Here is a 25,008-nt window from a genome sequence, read left to right on the forward strand (position 1 = left end):
GTTCACAGCTAGACAGTTAACTTCACAAATTACATAAAACTTCGCAATGACAGCGTTGTCATTGACATTGGCGAAGGAGTATAAACTTGTGTTTGAATTTTGTACAGTGATTTATGTGAGTCTAACTCTCGTTAGACTCTTTGGGGGTGCAGTGCAAGCCCTTCTTTGTATAGCTTAAGGGCGGTCGCTGTATCGTGATTGCGCTCACTAATGGCCGACAGAAGAAGCAAGTCTTCTTTGTTAGCTTTCATTTTTGTGGCTTTCAATAGCGCTTTTTCAGCTAGTACATCGTCGCCCGAGTTAAACGCGACCTGACCCAGCGTGGAGTAAAGCTCCACGTTTTCTTCGTCTTGCTTAATCCAGCTTTCTAGTATTCTAAGCGACGGTGATGAATCTGGAATATTTAACTGTGAGAATAGCGGGAACAGGGCATGGTTAGGGCCGCGTTTTTGCCATTCTACCAACAGCTGTTGCGCATCAGCGTGCATGCCTTGATCAAGTAATTGTTGAATATATGCCGCGCGATAGGCGTCATCATGACGCAGTTTGCGTGGAAGATTATCCCAATATGACTTTAACTCAACTGCTCCTTGCTTGCTGGCAATTTCTGCAAACTTACCTTTCGCGATACGCGCTGACCAAGCTGTGTAGTCGTCCTTAGGCAGGGCTTTGCGCCATGCACCTAAATTATTTTGCAATGTCTGCCATTGCCCTAATTCTGCTAAGATCTGCGCTTTTAACTGCACAACTTGTTTGCTCTCGCTGGCTTTTTCATCGAGTGCATTTAACTTTTCAAGCGCGCTCTCTAGCTTGCCATCAACCATATCAATACGCGCGTGCATTACCGTAGACGACACTTTTGCATTTGAAAAGTCACTGGCTTGATCTAAAAAGTAACGCGCTTTGTCAAAGTCGCTGTTGGCAAACGCTATCTGCGCTGAGGCGAGGTAGTTTACGCCTTCAAAGTCGCCATTGGTGGTTTTGCCCAGCGCTTTTTGTGCATTTTCAAAATCACCCGCAGCCATGGCATGCAAACCGTCATAAAAAGCGCGTCTGCGTTTGCGCTCGCCCAGTGCGCCAAACCATTTGTGCGAACCTGTAAACAAGCTCAATGTCCACATTATCAACCGTAGAAGGCCGTATATGCCCACAATGCCGATAATAAGAAACAAGCTAAAGCTTATAATGGTCATCTCTATGCCCTTGTTGCCAAGGGATATCAGTACATAGCCTTTGTCTCCCAATATCATGGGACCGACAATAAGCGTTACAATAAATGCGGCAAGTACCGCAAGCGCAATGACTAACCATCTCATAGTGCACTTGCTCCCTGACCGAATACCTGCTTAACGCGACTATCTAGCAACCCTTCTAAAGGCTTTTGAGCTTGCAATTCACTTGGAATAGGACGAGATACTTCGGTGTTAAGCAAGTTTTGAAGCGCACTAACAAAGCCGGTTACTTGGCTGGCTTCAATATCAAACTTTTCGATAAGCAGGGTTTGCGCATACTGTAATGATTGCCCATAAAGCCCTGCATCGCCTTTGAGTGCGGCAGATTGTGCATGCATGAGTTGCAGGCGTAGTTGTTCTTTAATTAAAAATTGCGCTTCAAGTGACAAAACGGGCTCAACGGGACCTTCTATCGTTTTTACCGTGAAAAGGTCATCTACTAGTGACTGCCATACTTTTGCTAAGTTCTCTTGCCAGTCGTCTGTAGACTCTGACAAGGTGTTATCTTGAGCGTTTACGTCTTTGGGCTTTTCAAAGGCGTCCAAAGGCAGTTTGTCTATCTGAGCAATCATACCCGTTAATGCAAGCGCCACCGAGCTAGGCGACACTGGATTTAACTGTTGAAGCGTTTGAATATCTGCAGCAAGCGCTGCACGCACAGGAAGAACTGATGGGTCAGCCAGAGACTTTAGTCGTTTGTCAGCGTTTACTAACAATAAAATAGCCGTGCGAACATCGTTTTCTAGCCATAGTTTGCGGCCTGCCATGCGCACCAAATAATCGGCTTCGGCTATTAGCCAATCTGCTGGACGGCGGCCTTCCATATTCTTAATTTGTTCAAGTGCCGATTCGGCTTGAAGGGCGAGCGTTTCATTTTCCGCTTTTAACGCACTAACGGTGTCGGCAAGTGCATTGTTACGCTGAGTTATCGCATCAATTTTGTCGGTGAGTTGCGCGCGCTGTTGCTCCATGGATTGCAGTGCCACAGTGTTTTTCTGCTGTGTGTCTAGCGATGACAGTCGCTCTGTTTGCTGCTGCATATAATACCAATAGCCAGCGCCAGCAAGTCCAATGACAAGAAGAAATAAGATAACAACGACAAACCACAGCAGGCCATTTCCGGAAGACTTTTCTTTTTTAGGCGCAGTAGTCGGCGTATCAGGCGCTGAATCGATAACCTCTTTGTTATCGTTAACATTCACCAGCGCATCGTCTTGAGGACGACTATCATTATTATTGGCCATTCAATACTCCCAGTTATCCTTTACCCAAGCCGTTAAGGCTTGATCGGTTGCGCGTGAACATACAGATACGCGCAATACCCCAATTTCTCTTAATGAAGTCGCAATTCGCTCACTCACCGTTAGCCAAGGTAATGTTAGAAGCGCGTTACCATAGTGAGAAATAAGCTGTGTTGCCATTGCTTCGCTTGTTGCGATAATGCCGCTAACGTCGCTAATTTTCCACCGTTTTGTGTAAATAGGTTGGGTAAGTTGCTCCCTTTTATACACACAAAAGTGGCTTACTTCATAGCCGCGTTGCTGCAACCCTTGGGCAATAGCGTCGCGACCACCTTCTCCTTTTATAATAACCACATGTTGGTTTCTTGGCTCATTAAGCTGCTGCATTGCCAGTATGCCCTCAGATGTATGGGCATCTGGCGTCAATACGGTGGCGCCGTCAACATTGTTTAGCGCATGTTGAAGCTTTTTCGCTGTGGCATCGCCCACGGCAATTACGGTGGGGAGTTTGGCACCTAAGTCACTTCTTGTTTTTAAGCCACTAATAGCTGACTGCGTTGCGTAAACGCTGGTGACAACCACAGCTTGAACAGGGTTTTTTGCAATGAAATCAATTGCTGCTGCGCTCTCTGATGGCACGCATACGATATCCGATGTGGCAACGCCTACCGCATTAATACCCGCATTCTCAAAAGCTCGACCTGTCACGTTGAGTTTGGGTAACGGGCGAGTGAATAGCAACATGGACTTGCGGTTAGCTTAGTTGTCGTAAAGGGCTTTGAGTATTTCTCCAGCCCCTTGAGAGAGAAGAGCTTGTGCGACTTCAATGCCAATGTCTGATGCCTTGTCTCGCGGTGCGGTAGCTGAAGCAAATAATAATTCAGAACCATCCGGCTTACCTACCATTCCCGTAAGCGTTAATGCGTCGCCCTCTAACGTTGCGAAGCTACCAATGGGTACCTGGCAACCACCTTCTAAACGTTCATTCATCGCACGCTCAGCGGTGACTCGCGTGTGCGTATCGCTGTGATTAAGTGCCTGTAAAAGTGCAATAAGTTCGTCATCGTCATTGCGACATTCTATGCCAACCGCGCCTTGACCGACCGCAGGAAGTGACACGTCGGCCGGAATTGGCATGCGAATGCGGTCTTCCATCTCTAGTCGAATAAGCCCAGCTGAAGCCAATATAATGGCATCGTATTCACCTGCGTCTAGCTTTGCCAAACGTGTATTGACGTTACCGCGTAAATCTTTAATCACAAGGTCTGGGCGGTATTTTCGAATTTGGCACTGGCGGCGTAGGCTAGACGTGCCCACCACGGCGCCTTGTGGCAACGCGTCTATATTATCGAAATGATTAGAAACAAATGCGTCAAACGGGTTTTCGCGCTCACAAATAGCATGAAGGCCAAAACCGTCAGGAAAGGCTACTGGCACATCTTTCATAGAGTGCACCGCAATGTCGGCGCGCCCCTCTAACATGGCAATTTCAAGTTCTTTGATGAATAAGCCTTTGCCGCCAATTTTCGCTAATGGCGTATCAAGAATTTTGTCGCCCTGCGTGCTCATGGGCACTAACTCTACCGTTAGCGAAGGATAGTGCTCGATAAGCTTCGCTTTCACATACTCTGCTTGCCACAGTGCTAGTGCACTTTTTCTTGTTGCAATGCGAATGGTACGGGTAGTGTTAAGGTTACTCATGGTGATTCCAATCAATTAAAATTAATACTGTGGTGCGTATGCTAGAGCTTGTTGTCTTGGGTTGCAAAAATGTAATGCATTGAACACGTTCTAGTATACGTATTCTACGGTTTAATGTTGGAAAATGCCCCAAATTTTCTAGCTGGAGATATGATGTAAATCAGTCTAAGCTGTGTTTTGAAAAGTTTTTTATGATGGTAACGTGTTGGCATTAAAGCCTTTTTGATAGCAAGGCATAACGCGTAAAAAGGAGAGCAGGTGCGGTAATGGAGCATTCATCAGTACGACAATTACTGCGAGGTACGCAACAAAATGAGGCTGAAGCAAAACGCAGAAGGCTAACCCTTTACTTTATCTCGTATGTTGGCGGCATCATTATGGCTGTCATGGCGTGGATAAACATTGAGGGGGGCGACACATTGCTAGTGGGTTCACTCGCTGGCTCGGCAGCCGTTATTTTTGCTAACGTCATTTTATCGCACGTATTTCCCCGCTATGACCTTTTCTACTATATTGCGGGTTTAATTGTTTGCTTCACCATAAATGCGCTGGTTTATACAGGAGGACTGAATAACACCGGGTTGTATTTTATTTTTCCTCTATTGTTCATTCAGATAATTGTGGTGAGATACAAACCCGCTATTTTGTACGTTACAGTAACGCTTGGTTTGTCTATGTTAATGTTATTCAATCAAGACAAAATAGCAGCTGAATATCCGCCAGAGCACGTGTCTCGCTTTCTTATTGCCACCTTTTGTTTTGTTTGCGTGGCGTTTATTGGTGAATATTTTTGGCACCAAAGCCGAAGGGAAATGCTGCAAGAAAATTTAGAGCGCATGCGGCAAGCCAATACAGACCCGCTGACGAAATTGCCCAATAGACGTTTTCTTGAAGCTGTGTTTTTTGAGCGCGCCATGCAAGACCCAGCCAGTTATTTTCCCTTAAGTACGGTTGTGGTCGATATTGACCACTTCAAACGGGTCAATGACAAATTCGGACACGATATCGGAGATGAAGTCTTAATACACTTTTGTGAGTTAATGCGTAAAACCGTGCGAAATACAGATGTGGTAGCGCGTACTGGCGGGGAGGAATTTCTTGTTCTTTTCCCACATGCAAGCCTAAGTCAGGCCGTTAAACTTGCAGAAAAAATGCGGAAGACCATTGAAGAGAACCCTTTTGTTAAAGGTGATATTCACCACCCCATAACCGCCAGTTTTGGGGTGGCTACAGCGCTTACTGACAGTAATATCCATGCCACGTTAAAACAGGCCGACGATAACCTGTATACCGCAAAAAACAGCGGCCGCAACAGAGTGGTCAATTAGAAGATGTGCTGGCTTTACGCCAGCACTTTCTGAAGCCATGCACTGATGTCATTTAGCTCTTGCATACACACATTGTGTTGCATGGTGTAGGTTTGCCATGTGGCATTAAAACCATTGTTGGTCAGTGTGTTGTACGCGGCGTTACCCATAAAGACTGGCACAACTTCGTCTTGATCGCCGTGGGCCATCATAATGGGTGTGGTGCGATTGACGTCAGTTGCCTCATTTGCCAAAAGTGTGGGCTCGCACATATAGGTAGATAAAGCCAGAACCCCAGCAAACTGTTGTGAATAACGTGGCGCTAAATGCAATGCCACCACACCACCTTGTGAAAAGCCTGCTAAAACGATGCGATTTGCGGGTATTCCGTTTTTAATTTGTGCTTCAATTAACTGTTCAACTTGCTCTGCAGACTCTTTAACACCAGTTAAATCTGCGCGGCTATCAAAGTCGAGTGATTTTATGTCGTACCACGCACGCATACGCATACCGTTATTTATGGTAACAGGACGCTCGGGTGCGTGAGGAAAAATAAACTTAACCGCCATGCTATCAGGCAGGCGAAGCTCAGGGACAATAGGGGCAAATCCGTGGCCAGAATCACCAAGCCCGTGTAGCCATATAACGCAGGCATCAGGCGTGGTGGAAGGGTTGATTTCTACGCACGGTAGAAGTGGCTGAGTCATGCTCATGTTCCTATAGTGGTCTTGTTGCTTGTTAGCCAAAGCGCGTAATCAAAAAGCGCTTCATGACATTATTGTTATCATTTTTAAAACGCATCACGTAAAAGACATTGTTATCACGCATTATGATTGCGTTTCTGTTAACACAATGGTTATTACGGCAGTGCGCTTACCTATGCTATCATTGCGGTTTGAAATCACCATACTTTGATAGAATTTTAATATTTTATGGCCTCACTACTCGGTAATCTGTTTATTCTTGCTGCGCCTTCCGGTGCTGGCAAATCTAGTCTTATAAAAGCGCTAATGGAAAAGTACGAAGGCAATACGACGTCGCCAATGCAGGTGTCTGTGTCTCATACTACACGTCAACCTCGCCCAGGTGAGGAAGATGGCGTTCACTATCACTTTGTAAGCCGAGAGCAGTTTGAAGCCCTTATCGAGCAAGGTGTTTTCTTCGAGTATGCCGAAGTTTTTGGCAATTACTACGGAACATCACGTGTGACAATTGAACAAACGCTACACCGTGGTATTGATGTTTTTCTTGATATCGATTGGCAAGGTGCGCGCCAAGTGAAAAAATTGATGCCAGATACGTGTGGTATTTTTATTTTGCCACCTTCGTTAGATGTGCTGGAACAGCGCTTAAATAATCGCGGTCAAGATAGTGATGAGGTGATTGCAGGCAGAATGTCACAAGCCGTGGCTGAAATGTCACACTTCAATGAATTTGATCATGTCATTGTTAATGATGACTTCACGACCGCGCTTGGCGACCTTGAAGCCATTGTTACGGCTCAGCGTCTAAGAACCGTTAAACAGCAAATGCGTCATCAGCCTTTGTTGGACGAATTGCTCGGTAACGCGTAAGCTTACATTAAGAATTACGTGTTTTGACCAAAAAGCGTGTGATCACAGCGATCGCGCTGTGTTAATTTCACACAAAACGCTAGGATCGCGAGGTACAACCATGTATACTACGCGGCCGTTTTTTGAATAACTTGCTCAACCTAATTTTCGGAGAAATACATGGCTCGCGTAACTGTAGAAGATGCCGTAGATAAAATTGGTAACCGCTTTGACCTAGTGCTTGTTGCTGCACGCCGTGCACGTCAAATTGCCACTGAAGGCAAAGATCCTATGGTTGACGTTCAAAACGATAAGCCAACAGTAACTGCACTTCGTGAAATCGAAGAAGGTTTAGTGACTGCTGCTACGCTTGAGCAAGCAGAGCTTCAAGCACAAGAACAGCAAGAACATGCTGAATTTGCTTCAGTAGCAAACATTCTATCTGATCAGTAAAACGTGCCCTTTAGGGCTGTTTACGAGTAATTTAGCGCCAGTGCTTTGAAAAAAGCACTGGCGCTTTACTTTTGGCGTATTGGCTTATAGCACAATAAAACGTATTCTTAGGGTTGTAACGTTATATAAGGGTCACGCTGCACTGTGTATTTGTTTGAAGGTTTAAAGCAGAAAGTTGTTGAATATCTACCAGCCGAACGGGTTCAGCTGGTACAAGATGCTTTTGTTTTGGCGCAAGAAGCCCACGATGGCCAAATGCGTTCAAGTGGCGACCCCTATATCACACACCCTGTTGCAGTAGCGGGTATTCTTGCTGATATGCATTTAGACCATGAAACTATTATGGCTGCACTGCTGCATGACGTTATTGAAGACACCCATTACGACAAAGAAGACTTAGCTGAAGCCTTTGGTGACACCGTCGCTGAGCTTGTGGAGGGCGTCAGTAAGCTTGATAAACTGGCATTTAGTACCAAACAAGAAGCGCAAGCGGAAAACTTCCGTAAAATGATGATGGCCATGGTACAAGATATTCGCGTTATCTTGATAAAGCTGGCCGACCGAACTCACAATATGCGCACGTTGGGGTCGCTTCGCCCAGACAAACGCCGTCGCATTGCCCTTGAAACGCTGGAAATCTACGCACCTATCGCGCATCGTTTGGGTATTCACGATATTAAAAATGAGCTGGAAGACCTAGGTTTTCAAGCCATGTACCCTATGCGTCACCGTGCACTTAAATCAGCTGTGCGTCAGGCTCGCGGTAATCGAAAAGAGATTATTGAAAACATTAGGCAGGAATTAAACACGCGCCTTGAAGCCTACGAAATTGAATCGAATGTGCTTGGCCGTGAAAAACACCTGTATTCCATTTACCGTAAAATGAAAAACAAAGAACTGATGTTCAATGAGGTAATGGATATATACGCGTTTCGTATCGTAGTGTCGTCAGTTGATAACTGCTATCGCGCTTTGGGCGCCATGCATGGTCTGTACAAGCCTATCGAAAACCGCTTCAAAGACTATATTGCCATTCCACGTACTAACGGCTATCAGTCGCTTCACACTTCATTGATTGGTCCACACGGTATCCCTGTTGAAATTCAAATTCGTACGCAGGAAATGGATCAAATGGCTGACAAAGGTGTTGCGGCGCATTGGTTATACAAAGAGCCTGGTGACAATGGCACTACGGCGCAATTGCGCGCGCGTAAGTGGATGCAAAGTCTGTTGGAACTGCAACAGTCGGCCAGTTCATCGTTTGAATTTATCGAATCAGTTAAAACTGACCTGTTCCCTGACGAAATTTACGTGTTTACACCTGATGGCCGTATAATCGAGCTGCCAATGGGGGCCACGGCGGTTGATTTCGCTTACGCCGTTCACTCTGATGTGGGTAATACCTGTGTGGGCGTGCGCGTCGAGCGCAGAAACTTTAGCTTGAGCAAGCCGCTGGAGAATGGGCAAACGATAGAAATTATTACCTCGCCGAAAGCTAAGCCAAATGCTAACTGGCTAAACTTTGTAGTAAGCGCACGGGCGCGTACGCGCATTCGCCAGTACTTGCGTAAGCAGCATTCACAAGAAGCAGTGAACATGGGGAATCGTCTATTACGTCATGCGCTCGGTGCCGTGAAGCTAGACGATATACCTCAAGACGATATCGACCGCGTTGTGGCTGAAACTAAACACGATAGCTTTGATGATCTATTGGTAGATATTGGGCTTGGTAATGAGCTAAGCGCTATTGTTGCACGCCGCTTGTTGGGTGAAAGTACTTCTGATTTGTCTGACAAAAAAGGCAACGTGGCTATTCGTGGAACCGAAGGCTTGTTGGTGCATTATTCGCGCTGTTGTCACCCTATTCCTGACGATGAAATTGTCGCGGTACTTAGCCCTGGACGCGGTATGACTATTCACCAAACGGGGTGTAATAACATCCGTAAGCTCGCCAGAGAAGAGCCTCAGCGAGTATTGCCTATGCAATGGGATGATGAGCCACAAGGCGAATTTAAAGCGTCGCTGCGAATTGAGCTCATCAATCACCAAGGGACGCTGGCAACATTAACGAACACTATTTCGGGTTGCGATTCCAACATCATTGGTCTGCAAACCGAAGAAAAAGAGAGTAATATCTACTTTATTGACCTAGAGCTAACCACGTACAACCGCGTGCATCTGGCCCGTGTAATGAAGAAAATTCGTACCATGCCAGAGGTTCAGAAAGTGTCTCGTCATAGTCAATCTCGACACTAATTTTATATTTTTTAGGAATCATTATGTCTAAGTCTATTATTCAGACCGATAAGGCACCTGCTGCTATTGGTACATACAGCCAAGCGGCTAAAGCAGGCACTACAGTATATCTTTCTGGCCAAATTCCTTTGGTGCCAGAAACCATGGAAATGGTATCTGACGAATTTGAAGCGCAAGCTGTTCAGGTTTTTGAAAATGTTAAAGCAGTGTGTGAAGCTGCTTAGCGGAACAACAAATGACTTGGTTAAAGTAAACATCTTTTTGACTGACCTAGGTCACTTTGCCACCGTTAACGAGATTATGAGCCGCTATTTTACGCAGCCATACCCAGCTCGCGCAGCGGTGCAGGTTGTAGCACTGCCTAAAGGTGCACAAATTGAAATTGACGGCGTTATGGAATTGCCGGAGTAAGTCATGTCACCTGAGCGTTATCAGCGAATTAGAAGTGTGCTGGAAAGACGACAAACCGATCTTACGGTTTGCCTTGAGAACGTGCATAAGCCACACAATGTATCGGCTGTTGTGCGCACGTGCGACGCGGTGGGTATTCATCGCGTTCACACCGTGTGGGAACAGAAGTATCAATTTCGTCGCGGCACAGCAATGGGCAGCCAGCAATGGGTGCGTCAAACCAACCACGACAATATCAGCGATGCCATGTCCGAATTGAAAGGGCAGGGTATGCAAGTGCTCGTTACGCACTTGTCTGACAGCGCGGTAGATTTTCGCGATATCGATTACACCAAACCTACTGCCATTTTGTTTGGTCAAGAAAAGTATGGTGCCACTGATGAAGCCAAAGAAATGGCTGATCAGGATATTGTTATTCCCATGATGGGCATGGTGCAATCGTTAAACGTTTCGGTTGCCGCAGCACTTGTGTTGTACGAAGCACAGCGTCAACGCACAATTGCGGGTATGTACAATACGCAACATTTGCCAGAAGAAGAATGCCAGGCACTTGCCTTTGAAAATGGCTATCCTCGTTTGTTTAAACTTTGCCAACGCAAAGGACTACCACTTCCCCCTATCAACGCATTAGGTGAAGTGGACGCCACCGATAGCTGGTGGAAAGAAATGCAAATCACCAAAGAAGAAGCCAATGCACTAGACGCCAGCTAGTGGCAAAAATGCAATATTAGCAATAACGGCGTTATGATAACGCCGTTATTGCGCTAACTTAGCATCTGTTACAACGGGCGTGCGATGCCTAAATCTCCTTCTGCATTCTCTTTTATCTGTGTTTTCCTTTCGGCAATAAAAAGCCGGATTATCTCACCAACAATACTACTGAATTCATGAAACTCTTCGGTATTACTATTGATATTCAACGCAACAGACAGCTTGTATTTAGGCACTACAACAAGAAAGCTCTGTGCACCTTTAGAAACACCCCCGTGGTGAGCGTAAGTGACCTCCTCATCATCACCTAATGACAACGTGTGTACGCGCCAGCCAATACCGTAGTTTTGGTGGTTTGCCTTGCCGCTATTTAGTATTTGGGGTGTCCAAAACTCATCTTTTATGGAAGTGGCAATAAAGTTGTTATCCATGAAGCCTTGCCCCAACTTAACCAGATCTTTTGATGTTGAAAGCCATCCGCCTCCGGCAAGTCTATGGCTTAAGTCTACGTCTCTCCATTTACGTACTCGGCGTTGCTCGCCCTTTTCTTGCCAATAAAAAGTGGCTACCTGCTGGTCTTTTTGGGGGTGGTGTGACGAAGGGAGAGGCTGTTCTGGCAAGGTGCTGTGCATGGCAAGGGGAGCTAGAACCTGCTCTTGCATCCATTGTTGGTAGGTTGTCTCGACACTGCTTTGCATAGCGGCGCTTAACAGCACAGTGCCAAGGCTTGAGTAATAAAACTTCTCGCCTGGCGCAGACAAGGTTTCGCTGCCATCAAATAACCTAACGGCATCATCAACATTCTTATAATGACCATTCAAGGTGATCGACTTTAGCAGCCCATAATAATCGGTATTTTCCTTGTAATGAGGCATGCCTGCACTGTGAGACGCGAGTTGACGAGGTGTGATATCGGCCCATGCTTGGTTTGGTAATTCAGTGAATATGGCACTTAAAGGCCTATCAAGTGAGATTGCTTGCGCTTGAACCATACGTGCTAAGCCAGTAGCCGTTAGCGCTTTGGACGTACTTCCGATGCGAACAATAGTATTAGGTGTCATGGGGGTATTAGTTGCTACATCAGCCCATCCTGAAGCCCCAGCCCACACTAGCTCTTGTTTTATCGCCACCGCAATAGAAAGGCCTGGGGCATTAATGGCTGCTCTATGTTGACCAATACGGTGTAGTGCTTTTTCGGCAGTGTTTGTGAAATGTGGTTGATAGACCTTGCTGTTTTGCGGCGCGTTTTGAGGCAAAGATTCGTATCCCCATGGCGTTAACATTGGGGCTTTATGTTTATGGGTATAAAACTGATAAATTGGGTAAGTAAAATAAAAGAACACACCAATAAGAACGGTAACCGCTACCGTTTTTTTGTATTTCATTAACGAGTACTCCACAAAAATTAGCAAGCTCTAGTTAATTGAAAATACGAAACTTTTTCTTATCGTTTTTTAAAAAAACATGATCATTTTTGAAAACGTTCGCGGTATTGCTTCGGCGTCATGCCCATATGATGCTTAAACGCGCGATTAAACGGTGCTATTGAATTAAATCCCGCCTCTAGGGCCAACGTGAGAATGGGGATATGTTGTTGCTGAGTATTTTCTAACTGACGACACACCTCAGGAATGCGATAACTATTGAGGTAGTGTGAGAAATTGGTAAAACCAAGTTCTTGGTTTATGAGTTTACGCAGCTGATGTTGGGGTATACCTACAGCCTCAGACAATGCACTAACCGAAAAATCGGGCTGTCGATAAATACCTGACTCCATCAATTCATACAGTTTTTCTGCATTCACTGAACGCGGTGGTTTACTCGAAGAGGTTTCTTTAATGGCTGATGACATAGTTTTTTCATTCACTGGCCTATCATCTGCATTGGGCTTAATGTATCTAGCGCTAAAAATAAATGAGAGCAAGGCAATGGTGAGTGCGTTCAATAAGCTAAACAAAGAAAGGTCTTTTACGAAACGAAAAGCTAATTCGAAAAAGGTCAACACAGCCATGTAAATGCCGCATCCTGTCACTATGATAAGTCGTGCACTACGTCGTTCATCTACTAGATCGTCAAAATAGCCGTGCAAGCATCGATAAATCACATAACCAAGAACAACAAAACCGATGACATGGCTTGCGTCGTGCAACACGCCTTTTCCTGGTGTAAATAAGAAAAAATAGGCCAGCCAAACACACCACAGCCCTACAGGTATAGTCAACCATTTGGGGTAATCCATTAATGATCGCTGCGGTTTGAGTATTGTTAACACTAAGTACCAAATAGAGAAGGCGGTAAGGTCGGTCAGAAGCAGCAAAGGTGCGCGCAACCAGCCGTAGTCTTCATTGGCAATTGGGGTGGTTAGCAGTATGTAGCTAATGATGCACAATACAAAAAATTGGTAGGCTCGCTTTTGCGTCTTAGGTTTGTATTGACCGAACCAGTATATCAATAGGCCTAGCTGGCCACTTGCTGCTAAGCGAAGGGCTAAATCCACTATTTCCAAGTGTGTCAAAGTGATCATGCTGCTAACAACGGTGTAAGATAAACACATGGCACGTTATAAGTTACTGAAAATAATAGCAACCACAGTTTTTGAGTTCAGTTTTCTTTGTGCTTTTCCTATTTTGTTCATGGTTCTTCAAAAACTGACCTAAAGCGTACTCGCCAACCTAGTCGCAATCCTTTACACTTCGTTTAAATTTAGGCGCTTAGCGTCAGTATCAAATAGATAAAAGAAGGACTTCGACCAATGCAAGCACTGGCCACTACACCGATTACTGCGCTTAAAGGCGTAGGTGCAAAGGTGGCAGAAAAGCTCAACAAAATTGGCCTGTTCACCCTTCAAGATATTTTGTTTCACCTTCCTCATCGTTACGAAGATCGAACACGAATATACAGCGTAGCCGAATGTCGCCCCTTTACCCATGTGAGTGTGCAAGGGGAAGTGATGAGCGCAGATATCCAGTACGGTAAAAAACGCATGTTGGTGGTGAAGCTAAGCGACGGTACAGGTACGATTACGCTGCGCTTTTTTCACTTTGGTGCGGTGCAGCGCTCAATGATGACACCAGGTAATACAGTACGCTGTTTTGGTGAAGTTCGAACCTAGCAAATGGGGCATTGAAATGATGCACCCTGAGTTCAAGCTGGTTGAAGAAGATGCGCCGCCAAGTGAAGAATCTTTGACTCCAGTCTATCCCACCACGGATGGCGTAAAGCAACTGACTTTACGCAACTTAACTGAGCAAGCGCTGGCATTGCTAGATAAAGGTGCGCTTGCTGACCTGTTGCCAGAAGGCATTTACGATGAGCAAATCAGCTTAAACGAAGCATTGCATTTAGTGCATAGGCCGCCACCAGATGTCGACGTTCACGAAATGGAAGAAGGTCTGCATCCTGCTCAATACCGGCTTATTTTAGAAGAGCTGCTGTCACATCACTTAAGCGTGCTTAAAGTGCGCAAGCTCTCTGATGCACAGCCGGGTATTCCTATTGACGTTAATCAGGTGCTTATCGATAAAATGCTTGCTCAGCTGCCATTTTCCCCGACAGGGGCGCAGGCGCGAGTAGTAGCAGATATTCAAAAGGACATGCAGCACGCTCGCCCCATGATGCGCTTAGTACAAGGCGATGTGGGGTCTGGTAAAACGCTAGTTGCTGCGCTTGCGGCGCTATCTGCCATCGGTGCGGGTCATCAGGTGGCCTTAATGGCGCCCACAGAGCTGCTTGCTGAGCAGCATGCGAATAACTTTAGAGGTTGGCTAGAGCCACTCGGCATTGAAGTGGGCTGGCTTGCTAAGCAAACTAAAAGGCAAAGCGCGTAATGAAGTGCTGGCAAGACTAGAGGCGGGCGATATTCAAATGCTCGTGGGGACACATGCTATTTTCCAAGAAAGTGTAAACTATCAGCAGTTAGCACTCGTTATTGTGGACGAGCAGCACCGTTTTGGTGTACATCAGCGTTTGGCATTGCGTGACAAAGGCGAACAGCAGGGGCGCTATCCTCATCAGTTGATCATGACCGCCACGCCCATTCCAAGAACGCTCGCGATGACCGCGTATGCCGATTTAGATACCTCGATAATTGATGAGTTGCCGCCGGGGCGAACACCAGTACAAACGGTGGTATTGCCCGATACGCGCCGCGCCGACGTAATAGAACGGGTACGCCAAGCGTGCAAAGAAAATGGCAGACAAGCGTACTGGGTATGTACGCTAATTGACGAGTCTGAAGTACTCGAGTGCCAAGCCGCAGAAGACGCCGCGGTGACGCTTCGTACTGCGCTACCCGACCTGCAGGTGGGGTTAGTTCACGGGCGCTTAAAGCTGAGCTGAAAAAGCACAAGTTATGGCAGATTTCAAAGATGGCAAGTTAGATTTGCTTGTTGCCACAACCGTAATTGAAGTAGGCGTAGATGTACCTAATGCCAGTATTATGATTATTGAAAACCCTGAACGGTTGGGTTTAGCTCAACTACACCAATTACGCGGTCGCGTAGGGCGAGGTGCGGTAGAAAGCCAGTGTGTGCTGATGTATCAAAGCCCGCTGTCGAAAACAGCAACTCAGCGCTTAGGGGTATTGCGTGAATCTAACGATGGATTTTACATTGCTCAGCGCGATCTAGAAATTCGTGGGCCTGGAGAATTCATGGGTACCAAACAAACCGGTATGGCCGAGCTTAAAATAGCCGACTTGGTGCGCGACGCCGCGCTCATTCCTAAAGTGCAAGAGATAGCCTACACGTTATGGGACAAATATCCTTCTCACGCACAAGCTATCATTAACCGCTGGATTGGGCACAAGGAGCAGTATGGCCATGCTTAACACACTGCCATTAGTAGTAACCAGCGCGCCCGCAGATGCGTGTTTTGATGCAGACACAGACCTTGCAAAAGCGATAAGTGATAAGTGGGGCTTTAGTTATAATGAAAACAACCTACCGCGGCAGATGGCTTTTATTTGCAAGTCCACAACAACGTTTTAGGGTTAAGTGACGCCAGTGAAAAAAAGGTGTTACCCGTTGAAGTCGATTTTGCGTCGTGCAGCGAGCATATACCGAAAACAACATGGCGGTGGTCGCAAAGAGCCTATCGTTAAAGCGGTAGGGTTAAAAGGTAACGAACAATGGCACGTAGTAGATGCCACCCCTGGCCTAGGGCGCGACGCCTTTGTGCTGGTAAGTGTTGGCTGCCACGTTACCATGATTGAGCGCTCGCCTATTGTGGCAGCTTTGCTGGAAGATGGCATAAGACGACTTCAGATTGACTATCCTGACTTGGCGTCACGAATGACACTTCAGCATGGAAATAGTGCTGAGGTAATGCAATACTTTGATGGTGAGGATGTGAATGCGATATATCTCGATCCCATGTTCCCGCATAAAAAGAAATCGGCCTTGGTGAAAAAGGAAATGCGGCTGTTTCAGCAACTGTTAGGACACGACCCTGACGCAGATGCGCTGTTACCGCCAGCACTAAAGCTAGCTACGCACCGAGTGGTAGTAAAGCGACCAAACAGTGCAGACGTGCTGGCAGGACATAAGCCATCAATGGCAATAGAAAGTAAGAAACATCGATTTGACGTGTATTTGTGTCAGAAAAATTAGGAGAACATCATGATACAAGTTGGTAGCACTCTGCCTGAGGTGGATTTTAGCCTTTTAGAAAATGGTGAAGTAACTAACCCAGGAACTAATGAACTGTTTACTGGAAAGCGTGTGGTAATGTTTGCGGTGCCTGGTGCATTTACACCAACCTGTTCTCAAGCACACCTACCTGGTTACGTTACTCTGGCTGACAAAATTAAAGCCAAAGGCGTAGATAGTATTATTTGTCTAAGCGTAAACGACGCATTTGTTATGGATGCGTGGGGTAAGGCCAGTAACGCAGAAGACATTATCATGCTAGCTGATGGCAATGGATACTTTACTAAGCAAGTAGGCCTAGACATGAATACAGGTAACTTCGGTGGCATGCGCTCACTGCGTTACTCAATGCTGGTTGAAGACGGTGAAGTGGTAAAAATTAACGTAGAAGACCCAGGCCGTTTTGACGTAAGTGATGCGGAAACTATGCTAAATAGCCTCTAAGCATTTAGGATTTATATCGATAAAAAGCTCGCCTTATTTTCGCGAGCTTTTTTTATGTTTGTCAGCAGCATATACATTGTTTTTTAATTCATTAAAATGAAACAAAACTGTGATCTCTCGTGTCTGAATAATCGTTAAATATCATCAGGTTTGCGTTTATTTACTACTATTGCTCGTATTGTAAACCCAGATATTACAGGGCTTTGCGCCAGAGGTGGGTGACCTTGACACTCGCTGAGTTACCTTTACTTGCTTAATGATAATAAGTATCATTTGCGTGAAAAGACAATGTTTTAGGAATAATCATGACAACAACACTGAAAAAAATGAGTGCACTCGTATTTGCTTCGGCAATGTCATTGACCGTTGCATCAGGCAATGCCTTAGCAAACGGTGAGATTGGCGACCATGTCAATAACTTGCATGCGCATATTGCTGAATACACAGAAGAAGTTCACTGGCTGGAAAGCAAATTCGGTGGTGTTGTAAATGCATATGAAGCTAAAGATGCTTCGCTCAATACCGATGCACTTATTGAATATTGGGAAGAAGTTGAGTTTCATTCTGCTATTGAAACCCAATATGTACCTATCTATGCCTCAATCTGGCAAGGTATTTACGGCGTGAAAATGGCCATTGATGGTAAACAACCTATCAAGGTAGTTCGCGAGGAACAAGAGAAGCTAAATCATGCCTTGTGGCAAGCGCTAGGCGCGGTTAAACTTGCGTCCCAGTATCAGAAGAAAGGCCTGGTCGACGTTGTTAAGACAACAGAAAAAGAACCGACTACGGGCCCTGAAATTATCGATGACATTAAAAATCGCCTCGACCGTGTAGTTGCCAAATATGCAGAGCAACTTCATGAAGTAGCAACAACATTAGTGCACGATACTTACCTTCAACGCTTCGAGGGCGTAGAAGGCGATCTAATTGCAAAAGATGCGGCACTGGTTGAGGACTTAGAAAAAGACTTTAACGTAACGCTTCCACAAGCCATCTCAAAAGATAAAGGCGTAAATGGTGTGCGAAAGGTTGTAGAAACCATGCAAGCAAAATTGGATCGCGCACGTATGCTTCTAGTGGAAGCAGAAAAAAGTCGTAAAGACGTATTTTAAGGAAGCGCAATGCAAAGAAGAACATTCTTACAGGGCCTAGCGGCAGCGGGTGCGTTAGGCAGCTTGCCACTAAGCACTGTGCACGCCATGACGCAAACAGGCAGTGTATCGGTAGATTCACTACCCAAGCTTGAAGGCGACCTAACGTTGTATTTGGGTCGAGGCGAAGGCGGGCTTTATGAGAATGTTCTGAAAGCGATAGAAAAGCGTAACCCAAACCTTAATTTAAAAGTGCGTCGCGGTGGCTCTGCTGCGCTAGCCAACACCATAGTGGCGGAAACCAAAGCTGGCGTTAAACGCGCTGATTTGTTTTGGGCGGTAGATACCGGCTCCATAGGCGTGGTTACCGATGCAGGGGCGGCAAAACCTCTGCCTTCGGATATGACCGCTCAGCTTAAGGAAGGCTTTCAATACCCAAGCTGGTCCCCTGTTACTGGGCGTGTTCGAACGTTGCCATACAACACGAAGCGTGTTTCATTAGAGCAAATTCCCGACAGCGTGATGGCGCTAGCCGATAGCGATCTTAAAATTGGCTGGGCCCCTGCTTATTCATCATTTCAATCGTTCGTTACCGCAATGCGAGTGTTAGAAGGCGAAAAAGCCACAAAAGCATGGCTGAAAGGCATCAATCGCAATGCGAAAAAATACGCAGGTGAACTTGGTGTTGTGATGGGGGTTGAACGCGGTGAAGTAGATGTTGGCTTTGCCAACCACTATTACACGCTGCGCCTTAAGTCGGGCAAGCCAGATGCCAATGTCGCTCTAGCTTACACCAATAACGACGCGGGCTGTTTGGTTAATGCATCGGGCATTGTTGCACTAAGTGAAGGTAGCTTATAGGTTAACTTTATTCGTTATCTTTTAAGCACCGAAGTACAGTCTTACTTAGCCCGCGAGGCATATGAAATTCCGCTGGTACAAGGTGTTGCCCAACCAGAAGGCCTGGCAAGCTTAAGCAGCCTGTCGCCGCCAGAGATGGATTTGCGTAAGTTAGCCGATCTTCGCCCTACGCTTAATATGATGAGGGAAGTTGGCGTACTGTGACAAATTGGCCTAAGTCGTATCCCCTGGCACTACTAATAGCGCTGATGGCTTTATTGCCCGTCGGCGTTTTGTTTTCTTTAGCCCAAGACAGCGCCCAGCTGTTCGATACACATAATCTACGTGTTTTAGGTAACACACTGTCGCTTGTGGTGTTAACCATTATTGGCGCAGTGTTGATTGGTGTTCCACTGGCATTTTTAACCGCTTATGTGCAAATGCCGTTTAAGCGCTTTTGGCTTATCGTGCTTGCGGCACCGCTAGCGCTTCCCAGCTATATCGGCGCTTTTGCGATGTACTTCTCGTTTGGGCGCGGCGGTGAAATTGAAAATGTATTGGGTTTCACAATGCCACCCATCAGCGGTTTGTGGGGCTCCGCGTTGGTCATGAGTTTGTATACTTACCCGTTTGTGATGATGACCACCAGAGCAAGCCTGCTTAGCTTAGATGCGAGCCTAGTCAATGCTGCTCGCACATTAGGACTAACACTAGGCACAAGCCTGTGGCGCGTGGTGTTACCGCGTGTAGTTAACAGTATTGCGGCAGGTGCCTTATTGGCTGCACTTTATGCACTTTCTGATTTTGGCACGCCCGCCATTATGGGGCTAGACACGTTTACCCGCGTTATTTTTGTTGAATATAACGCCTTTGGTCTTAGCCAAGCTGCCATGCTGAGCCTGCAGCTGATGGTCATTGTGGGGTTAATCTTATTTATTGAAAGCCGCATTGGCGGCGCAAAAGAACGGCCTGGAAAGCACCTTGTGCTATTTCCTGCTAGATGGCAACGCAACCTAATGCTTGTTGCTGCGTTCCCTGTTGTGTTTATGGCAATAGTGCTACCGCTGGCTGTATTTATACTGTGGCTTGTACGAGAGGGCACGGGTGGTTTTGAACTCAGCTATGCTTGGAACTCTGCTCATGCCTCATTCATTGCAGCTTTAGTGGCGGTGCTGCTGGCAATTCCCGTTGCCCATGCTGCTATTGCGGGCAAAGCCGGTCGCTTCATGGAGCGCATCACCTATTTCGGTTTTGGTGTACCTGGTATTGTTATGGGGACCGCACTGGTTTATGTCGGCCTTCAGCTTCCGGCCTTTTATCAAACGTTGAGTTTGCTGGTAATGGCCTATGTGCTTCGCTTTATCCCTCTTGCTGTTGGTAGCGTAAGGAGCACGTCTGAAAATATTGACTCGGGTCTTGTGAAGGCTGCTCGGGTGCTGGGCGCAAGTCCGCGAGAGGCGTTTATGCGCATTACGCTTCCACTTACCCTTCGTGGTATGATTGCTTAGCGCTGCATTGGTCTTTTTGGAGGCCATGAGAGAGTTACCAGCTACCCTTATGCTGGGGCCTACAGGATTTGAGACACTTGCTACCTATATGTGGCGTGTCTATGAAGCTGGCTACTTTGGCCGTGCTGCTGTGCCAGGCTTACTACTGGTATTATTGTCAGGCATTGGCCTAGTGCTTATGCTATCGGGTGAACGAAAAGCCCAATTTACTGTAACTGAGGATGAACGTTCGTAATGCTAAGTGTGAGTAATTTGTCTGTAAATTATGGGTCTACCCGCGTAGTCGACAAGTTAAACCTAGAACTTGGGCAAGACGAAATTCTCATGCTGGTGGGACCAACGGGCTGCGGCAAGACTACCATATTACAGGCTTTAGCCGGGCTTATTCCGATTTGTGAAGGCAGTATGCAATTAGGAAACTGGGAAAGTACCGCAACCAAACACGTTCCCCCTGAAAAGCGCAACGTGGGCATGGTCTTTCAAGATTTCGCGCTGTTTCCACACCTCACCGTACAACAAAATGTTTGTTTCCGCCTGAAAGACACGGCGCTTGCCGATCATTGGTTGAAGCTTCTTGGGCTAGATGCGTTTCGTGATGCCAAACCTGCGCGTCTTTCGGGTGGCCAAAAGCAGCGCGTAGCATTGGCGCGAACCTTGGCGCATGAGCCCGCTTTTGTGTTACTTGATGAACCGCTTTCAAACTTAGATGCAGCCCTTAAAGACAGCTTGCGATGGGAAATTCGCGATGCCCTTAAAAAAGCAGGCGTGCCTGCTATTTGGGTTACGCACGATCAAGATGAGGCGCTTAGTGTTGGTGACAGAGTAGGTATTCTAAACAAGGGTGTGATGGAGCAACTCGACTCACCTGAAGCTTGCTATTCAAAGCCTGCAAGCCGCTTTGTTGCGCGCTTTATGGGAGAGGCTAGCTTTTTAAAGGCGACGTTTGAGACAAGCGAAAGTAACGTTGATAACACGGTTGTTACGCACATTGGTAATGTACCTGGTACGCCATTACAAGGCGCGAGCGGCGAAGTAGACCTGCTTGTTCGCCCTGATGACTTAAGCTTAGACGCCCAAAGTAACGAAACTAACTGTGCGGTTAAGTGGGTGCGATATGAAGGTGAAAGCCGCTTGTATGCGCTGAGTCTTGATAGCGGCGATGAGCTTAAAGTGCGCGTAAGTCACGAAAACGCGGTTAAACCGGGCACTCGTGCCTTGGTCAAGCTCATCACCACACATCCACTGGCCGTGTTTCCTCGCCAGTCATAATACATCCACCTAACGGTTAAGCACTCTCGTTTACCACGATAACTTTGCGGTGTGGAAACGGAATTTCGATATTGGCTTCATCGAGGGCTTTCTTCACTTGCTCCGGCACTGAAAACAAAATGTCGAAGTAGTGCTCGCCGTGACAGAAAGGGCGCACGATAAAATCTACCGAGCTATCATTAAGCGTAGAGACCTCAACAAACGGTGCAGGGTCTTTTAATACGTTAGGATGCTCACTAAGTACCTTTTCGATAACGGCTCTCGCTGCATCAATATTCTCGTCATAGGCAACGCCAAATGTCATATCAACACCACGAATTTCATGGTGTGAGTGGTTAACGATTTGTTCTCCCCAGATTTGGCTGTTGGGGATAATAATTTGTTTGTTGTCGAAGGTTTGAAGAATGGTGGTGAATAGATCTATTTCTGTGACCTTACCAAACTTACCTGCTGCATCTACAAAGTCGTTAACCTTGTAAGGGCGGAAGATCAATAACATTACGCCTGCCGCTAGGTTTGACAGGGTACCTTGAAGGGCCAAGCCAATTGCCAGACCCGCTGCCCCTAATAACGCAATGATTGATGCGGTCTGTACGCCAAACCGATTCAATATAGCAATACCGACAAAGGCAAGAATAGTGTATCGCGCTACGCTGCCGAAAAACTTAAACAAGGTGTCATCAAGTTGAGGATGGCTATTGGCAATAGCAACGATGCCGCGATAAACCTTACTAGCAATCCATAACCCGATAATAAGAATAACTAACGCAAGTAAGATATTTGTTGCCCATGCAAGTGCTGCGGGTAGGTATTGATTAATGTCTATTGACGCTAAAAGTGCTTCCATACATACATTCCCCTGTAAGTGATTAGATTGGCCTTTGTGGTTTTAACTTTGACTGGCATCACCGCGTTTAGCGGTAAGTGAAAGCTTATTAGCAAAGAACAAAAAGTGTACTAAGAAGACTAGCACGCCTAAAAATAGGTTTAACACTATTAATAAGTATGAAAATGTGCGAAGAGCGCTGGGCTGCCTAATATTAAATTTACTTACCAAGTAGGGTTATCGTTGTGTGAATGTTTTCTACACGTATAATCCCGTGTCTCAAGCTGGCAGCGAACGCCAGCAACAAGGTAGACGCTTAAGGAAGGGCAAAAATGAAAGGCAAAAATGAAAGGTAAATGTCAGTGATAAAACGCGATGTCATTGTAATTGGTGCGGGGGCTGCAGGACTATTTTGTGCTGCACAAGCGGGGGCCCGTGGGCGTAGCGTTGAAGTGCTAGACCATGCCAAGAAAGTGGGAAGAAAAATCCTGATGTCGGGAGGAGGTCGTTGTAACTTCACCAACATGTATGCGGCACCAGAGAATTTCCTTTCGCAAAACCCTCATTTTTGTAAATCAGCGCTTAGTCGATATACCCAATGGGACTTTATTGGCCTTGTGGCCGAGCACGGTATTGCCTACCACGAAAAAACGCTAGGCCAATTATTCTGTGATGACAGCGCAAAAGATATCGTTGATTTGCTATTAAACGAATGCCAAAAAGCTGGCGTCACCATTACCACGCGTTGTGAAATTCTCTCAGTAGAAAAATCAGGAAGTGGGTACTTACTTTCAACGTCTAACGGCGATTATGGTTGTGAATCGCTGGTGATCGCCACTGGTGGTTTGAGTATGCCTAAGCTTGGCGCAACGCCTTTTGGCTATAAAGTTGCGGAACAATTTGGTCTCAATGTTTTGCCCACGCGGGCGGCATTGGTGCCATTTACGTTGCACGACAAAGACAAAGAAACGCTAGCTGAGCTAAGCGGCATTGCGGTGGACGTGTATGCCAGCTGTAACGACACCACGTTCAAAGAAGCCATGCTGTTTACACACCGAGGCTTAAGCGGCCCTTCGATGCTGCAGATCTCAAGCTATTGGGAAGCTGGCGATACGCTTAGTATTAATACACTGCCAAATGAAGATGCCCACGCGTTTGTCAAAGCGGCGCGAGAAAACACGCCCGACGCGTTGCTTGCCACTTGCTTAAATAAAGTCTTCCCTAAGCGCATGGTACAGAGCTTTATTGAATACAATGAATGGCGAAATGTGCTTAGGTAAAACAATTGTCACACGCAGAATGCGATGCCATAGCCAACACACTTGAGAATTGGCAAATAAAACCTAATGGAACAGAAGGGTATCGCACGGCAGAAGTGACCATTGGTGGTGTTGATACCAACGAGCTTTCGTCTAAAACCATGATGGCCAAAAATGTAGATGGACTTTATTTCATTGGTGAAGTTGTCGATGTCACTGGTTGGTTAGGCGGCTTCAATTTTCAATGGGCGTGGAGCAGCGGCTGGGCTGCCGGGCAGGTGGTGTAGCCGCCGCTCACACTAGCGGCTAGTAGCGCAACAACCAATATGCCCAAAAGCCTCCGTCAGCCATAACATATGTAGTAGGTTGTCCACCTTCCGTTATACCCGCTACGGCACCGTTTACTAAATTCATATAATTTAGCATTAACGATGAGCTGTCGTTCCCGGTAAGTGTAGCTTCACATAAGCCCTGAATACAGATGATGCTAAGCATGTCGATAGATGGGTCGGTGTTGTTCATTACCAGGTAGTCCCGAATAGCCTGCTCCACATTGCTGCGCTGCGACAAATCTTCTTCAAGTGAGTGTTCAGCTATGGGGTCGTTTAAAAACGCATTTTCTTTGGTAATTTGTTCAAACATAAGCTCCGCAACGTCGTCTCCCAACTTATTTGCCATCTTTTCTTTTAGCTCTGTTTTGTAGCGCTGTGTCCATTGAGAGAGCTCTTGTTGAGCAAGCGGATATTTCGTTGTTTCCTCAGCAGATAATGCTTTTTGTTCGTTAGTTGCACCGTAATGGTCATTTTTGTGTTGGTCAGGAACCACGCCCTGTTGACTCATTGTTGAGTCAGCACGCTGTTGATGTGCCAATTGTGTTTCCTTGGTGCCCATTTCGCTAGCTGGGCGGGGGCTTGTTGGCGCAGAATGATTTGAAATGGTTTCTTCTCCAGCTATCTCTTTCGCTGCTTTGTCATCTTGGCCTTGTCCTGAGCTCGTTGAAGCGGCCGTATTGTTATGCGCCTGTGGTGGTGCGGTCATGGTATAACGACCCGTAATAAAGCCCGCAATGAAAAGAATTGTGGCTAGAAGTGCAAAAGTAGCGTATTTCATGAGAACGTCCTTGTTAGTATCTTTAAATACCATATCAGCGACGATTAAGTTACTCAATACATTAGCTTTTGTGATTAACTACAAATGTTAAGTTAGTCAAAAATGATGGGCTAGAATGATCACGGATATATGCGTACGCAGTATA

19 protein-coding genes and 5 pseudogenes are annotated in these 25,008 nt (G+C 46.3%); 15 read left to right on the top strand and 9 right to left on the bottom strand.

Annotated features, from left to right (window positions below):
• Positions 1 to 131 precede the first annotated feature (131 nt).
• Genes V6N89_RS00720 through hemC form a run of 4 tightly spaced genes read right to left on the bottom strand, consistent with a single transcriptional unit; the run spans position 132 to position 4,174 of the window.
• Positions 132 to 1,316 (bottom strand): heme biosynthesis HemY N-terminal domain-containing protein, encoded by a 1,185-nt coding sequence (locus V6N89_RS00720; protein ID WP_338519726.1) that lies wholly within the window; start codon positions 1,314 to 1,316, stop codon positions 132 to 134.
• Positions 1,313 to 2,476 carry a uroporphyrinogen-III C-methyltransferase gene (locus tag V6N89_RS00725; protein ID WP_346993282.1) on the bottom strand — a complete coding sequence of 388 codons (1,164 nt, stop codon included), beginning with the start codon at positions 2,474 to 2,476 and terminating at the stop codon, positions 1,313 to 1,315. Before V6N89_RS00725 ends, V6N89_RS00720 begins: the two co-directional genes overlap by 4 nt.
• On the bottom strand, positions 2,477 to 3,217 hold the full coding sequence (locus V6N89_RS00730; protein ID WP_338519728.1) for a uroporphyrinogen-III synthase: 741 nt from the start codon (positions 3,215 to 3,217) through the stop codon (positions 2,477 to 2,479).
• Positions 3,218 to 3,232: 15 nt separating this feature from the next.
• On the bottom strand, positions 3,233 to 4,174 hold the full coding sequence (gene hemC / locus V6N89_RS00735) for a hydroxymethylbilane synthase (RefSeq protein ID WP_338519729.1): 942 nt from the start codon (positions 4,172 to 4,174) through the stop codon (positions 3,233 to 3,235).
• A 266-nt stretch (positions 4,175 to 4,440) separates the two neighbouring features.
• Here hemC and V6N89_RS00740 point away from each other — a divergent pair, with 266 nt between their 5' ends.
• Positions 4,441 to 5,502: a GGDEF domain-containing protein gene (locus V6N89_RS00740; RefSeq protein ID WP_338519730.1), complete on the top strand. Its 1,062-nt coding sequence runs from the start codon at positions 4,441 to 4,443 to the stop codon at positions 5,500 to 5,502.
• Between the two features lie 14 nt (positions 5,503 to 5,516).
• Here V6N89_RS00740 and V6N89_RS00745 read toward each other — a convergent pair whose 3' ends face one another.
• Positions 5,517 to 6,188: an alpha/beta hydrolase gene (locus V6N89_RS00745; RefSeq protein WP_338519731.1), complete on the bottom strand. Its 672-nt coding sequence runs from the start codon at positions 6,186 to 6,188 to the stop codon at positions 5,517 to 5,519.
• A 225-nt stretch (positions 6,189 to 6,413) separates the two neighbouring features.
• On the opposite strand from V6N89_RS00745, the gene gmk reads away from it, so the two are divergent.
• The 5 genes and pseudogenes from gmk to trmH all read left to right on the top strand — a co-directional run bounded on the left by gmk (position 6,414) and on the right by trmH (position 10,865).
• Positions 6,414 to 7,055, top strand: a complete 642-nt coding sequence (gene gmk, locus V6N89_RS00750; RefSeq protein WP_338519732.1) for a guanylate kinase — start codon at positions 6,414 to 6,416, stop codon at positions 7,053 to 7,055.
• Between the two features lie 159 nt (positions 7,056 to 7,214).
• On the top strand, positions 7,215 to 7,487 hold the full coding sequence (gene rpoZ / locus V6N89_RS00755) for a DNA-directed RNA polymerase subunit omega (RefSeq protein ID WP_014947805.1): 273 nt from the start codon (positions 7,215 to 7,217) through the stop codon (positions 7,485 to 7,487).
• 144 nt (positions 7,488 to 7,631) lie between these two features.
• A complete protein-coding gene (spoT, locus tag V6N89_RS00760; protein WP_338519733.1) occupies positions 7,632 to 9,743 on the top strand; it encodes a bifunctional GTP diphosphokinase/guanosine-3',5'-bis pyrophosphate 3'-pyrophosphohydrolase in 2,112 nt (703 codons plus the stop codon).
• A gap of 23 nt (positions 9,744 to 9,766) precedes the next feature.
• Positions 9,767 to 10,154, top strand: a pseudogene (locus V6N89_RS00765) (RidA family protein).
• 3 nt (positions 10,155 to 10,157) lie between these two features.
• Positions 10,158 to 10,865, top strand: coding sequence for a tRNA (guanosine(18)-2'-O)-methyltransferase TrmH (gene trmH, locus V6N89_RS00770; protein WP_338519734.1), 708 nt, complete (start codon positions 10,158 to 10,160; stop codon positions 10,863 to 10,865).
• Between the two features lie 68 nt (positions 10,866 to 10,933).
• Here trmH and V6N89_RS00775 read toward each other — a convergent pair whose 3' ends face one another.
• Together V6N89_RS00775 and V6N89_RS00780 are read right to left on the bottom strand one after the other, a co-directional pair.
• A complete protein-coding gene (locus tag V6N89_RS00775) occupies positions 10,934 to 12,250 on the bottom strand; it encodes a serine hydrolase domain-containing protein (RefSeq protein ID WP_338519735.1) in 1,317 nt (438 codons plus the stop codon).
• A gap of 83 nt (positions 12,251 to 12,333) precedes the next feature.
• Positions 12,334 to 13,419, bottom strand: coding sequence for a helix-turn-helix domain-containing protein (locus V6N89_RS00780; protein WP_346993283.1), 1,086 nt, complete (start codon positions 13,417 to 13,419; stop codon positions 12,334 to 12,336).
• A gap of 198 nt (positions 13,420 to 13,617) precedes the next feature.
• On the opposite strand from V6N89_RS00780, the pseudogene recG reads away from it, so the two are divergent.
• From recG to V6N89_RS00815, 8 genes and pseudogenes are all read left to right on the top strand, one after another.
• Positions 13,618 to 15,693 (top strand): annotated as a pseudogene (recG, locus tag V6N89_RS00785) (ATP-dependent DNA helicase RecG).
• A complete protein-coding gene (locus tag V6N89_RS21645) occupies positions 15,686 to 15,853 on the top strand; it encodes a hypothetical protein (protein WP_431189755.1) in 168 nt (55 codons plus the stop codon). Before recG ends, V6N89_RS21645 begins: the two are co-directional and overlap by 8 nt.
• 36 nt (positions 15,854 to 15,889) lie before the next feature.
• Positions 15,890 to 16,474, top strand: coding sequence for a class I SAM-dependent methyltransferase (locus tag V6N89_RS00790; protein ID WP_431189756.1), 585 nt, complete (start codon positions 15,890 to 15,892; stop codon positions 16,472 to 16,474).
• 9 nt (positions 16,475 to 16,483) lie between these two features.
• The gene (locus V6N89_RS00795; RefSeq protein ID WP_338519737.1) at positions 16,484 to 16,957 is read left to right on the top strand and encodes a peroxiredoxin; all 474 of its coding nucleotides are present in this window, start codon (positions 16,484 to 16,486) and stop codon (positions 16,955 to 16,957) included.
• Between the two features lie 305 nt (positions 16,958 to 17,262).
• Positions 17,263 to 18,072, top strand: coding sequence for a hypothetical protein (locus V6N89_RS00800; RefSeq protein ID WP_338519738.1), 810 nt, complete (start codon positions 17,263 to 17,265; stop codon positions 18,070 to 18,072).
• A 9-nt stretch (positions 18,073 to 18,081) separates the two neighbouring features.
• Positions 18,082 to 19,116, top strand: a pseudogene (locus V6N89_RS00805) (extracellular solute-binding protein).
• Positions 19,113 to 20,634 (top strand): annotated as a pseudogene (locus V6N89_RS00810) (ABC transporter permease). Before V6N89_RS00805 ends, V6N89_RS00810 begins: the two co-directional pseudogenes overlap by 4 nt.
• Entirely contained in the window at positions 20,634 to 21,668 is a 1,035-nt protein-coding gene (locus V6N89_RS00815) for an ABC transporter ATP-binding protein (protein WP_338519739.1), read from the top strand. Before V6N89_RS00810 ends, V6N89_RS00815 begins: the two are co-directional and overlap by 1 nt.
• 16 nt (positions 21,669 to 21,684) lie before the next feature.
• Here V6N89_RS00815 and V6N89_RS00820 read toward each other — a convergent pair whose 3' ends face one another.
• On the bottom strand, positions 21,685 to 22,515 hold the full coding sequence (locus V6N89_RS00820) for a mechanosensitive ion channel family protein (RefSeq protein WP_338519740.1): 831 nt from the start codon (positions 22,513 to 22,515) through the stop codon (positions 21,685 to 21,687).
• Positions 22,516 to 22,856: 341 nt separating this feature from the next.
• On the opposite strand from V6N89_RS00820, the pseudogene V6N89_RS00825 reads away from it, so the two are divergent.
• Positions 22,857 to 24,040 (top strand): annotated as a pseudogene (locus V6N89_RS00825) (NAD(P)/FAD-dependent oxidoreductase).
• 19 nt (positions 24,041 to 24,059) lie between these two features.
• On the opposite strand, the gene V6N89_RS00830 reads toward V6N89_RS00825, so the two are convergent.
• A complete protein-coding gene (locus V6N89_RS00830; protein WP_338519741.1) occupies positions 24,060 to 24,863 on the bottom strand; it encodes a hypothetical protein in 804 nt (267 codons plus the stop codon).
• Positions 24,864 to 25,008 lie beyond the last annotated feature (145 nt).

Source organism: Alteromonas gracilis (assembly GCF_036870955.2).
Lineage (GTDB): Bacteria > Pseudomonadota > Gammaproteobacteria > Enterobacterales > Alteromonadaceae > Alteromonas > Alteromonas gracilis_A.

Excerpts from the sequence above, each read along its gene's own strand:
- V6N89_RS00720 (WP_338519726.1), bottom strand. The coding sequence starts at position 1,316 with ATGAGATGGTTAGTCATTGCGCTTGCGGTACTTGCCGCATTTATTGTA.
- V6N89_RS00725 (WP_346993282.1), bottom strand. The coding sequence starts at position 2,476 with ATGGCCAATAATAATGATAGTCGTCCTCAAGACGATGCGCTGGTGAAT.
- V6N89_RS00730 (WP_338519728.1), bottom strand. The coding sequence starts at position 3,217 with ATGTTGCTATTCACTCGCCCGTTACCCAAACTCAACGTGACAGGTCGA.
- hemC (WP_338519729.1), bottom strand. The coding sequence starts at position 4,174 with ATGAGTAACCTTAACACTACCCGTACCATTCGCATTGCAACAAGAAAA.
- V6N89_RS00740 (WP_338519730.1), top strand. The coding sequence starts at position 4,441 with ATGGAGCATTCATCAGTACGACAATTACTGCGAGGTACGCAACAAAAT.
- V6N89_RS00745 (WP_338519731.1), bottom strand. The coding sequence starts at position 6,188 with ATGACTCAGCCACTTCTACCGTGCGTAGAAATCAACCCTTCCACCACG.
- gmk (WP_338519732.1), top strand. The coding sequence starts at position 6,414 with ATGGCCTCACTACTCGGTAATCTGTTTATTCTTGCTGCGCCTTCCGGT.
- rpoZ (WP_014947805.1), top strand. The coding sequence starts at position 7,215 with ATGGCTCGCGTAACTGTAGAAGATGCCGTAGATAAAATTGGTAACCGC.
- trmH (WP_338519734.1), top strand. The coding sequence starts at position 10,158 with ATGTCACCTGAGCGTTATCAGCGAATTAGAAGTGTGCTGGAAAGACGA.
- V6N89_RS00775 (WP_338519735.1), bottom strand. The coding sequence starts at position 12,250 with ATGAAATACAAAAAAACGGTAGCGGTTACCGTTCTTATTGGTGTGTTC.
- V6N89_RS00780 (WP_346993283.1), bottom strand. The coding sequence starts at position 13,419 with ATGTGTTTATCTTACACCGTTGTTAGCAGCATGATCACTTTGACACAC.
- V6N89_RS21645 (WP_431189755.1), top strand. The coding sequence starts at position 15,686 with ATGCTTAACACACTGCCATTAGTAGTAACCAGCGCGCCCGCAGATGCG.
- V6N89_RS00795 (WP_338519737.1), top strand. The coding sequence starts at position 16,484 with ATGATACAAGTTGGTAGCACTCTGCCTGAGGTGGATTTTAGCCTTTTA.
- V6N89_RS00800 (WP_338519738.1), top strand. The coding sequence starts at position 17,263 with ATGACAACAACACTGAAAAAAATGAGTGCACTCGTATTTGCTTCGGCA.
- V6N89_RS00815 (WP_338519739.1), top strand. The coding sequence starts at position 20,634 with ATGCTAAGTGTGAGTAATTTGTCTGTAAATTATGGGTCTACCCGCGTA.
- V6N89_RS00820 (WP_338519740.1), bottom strand. The coding sequence starts at position 22,515 with ATGGAAGCACTTTTAGCGTCAATAGACATTAATCAATACCTACCCGCA.
- V6N89_RS00830 (WP_338519741.1), bottom strand. The coding sequence starts at position 24,863 with ATGAAATACGCTACTTTTGCACTTCTAGCCACAATTCTTTTCATTGCG.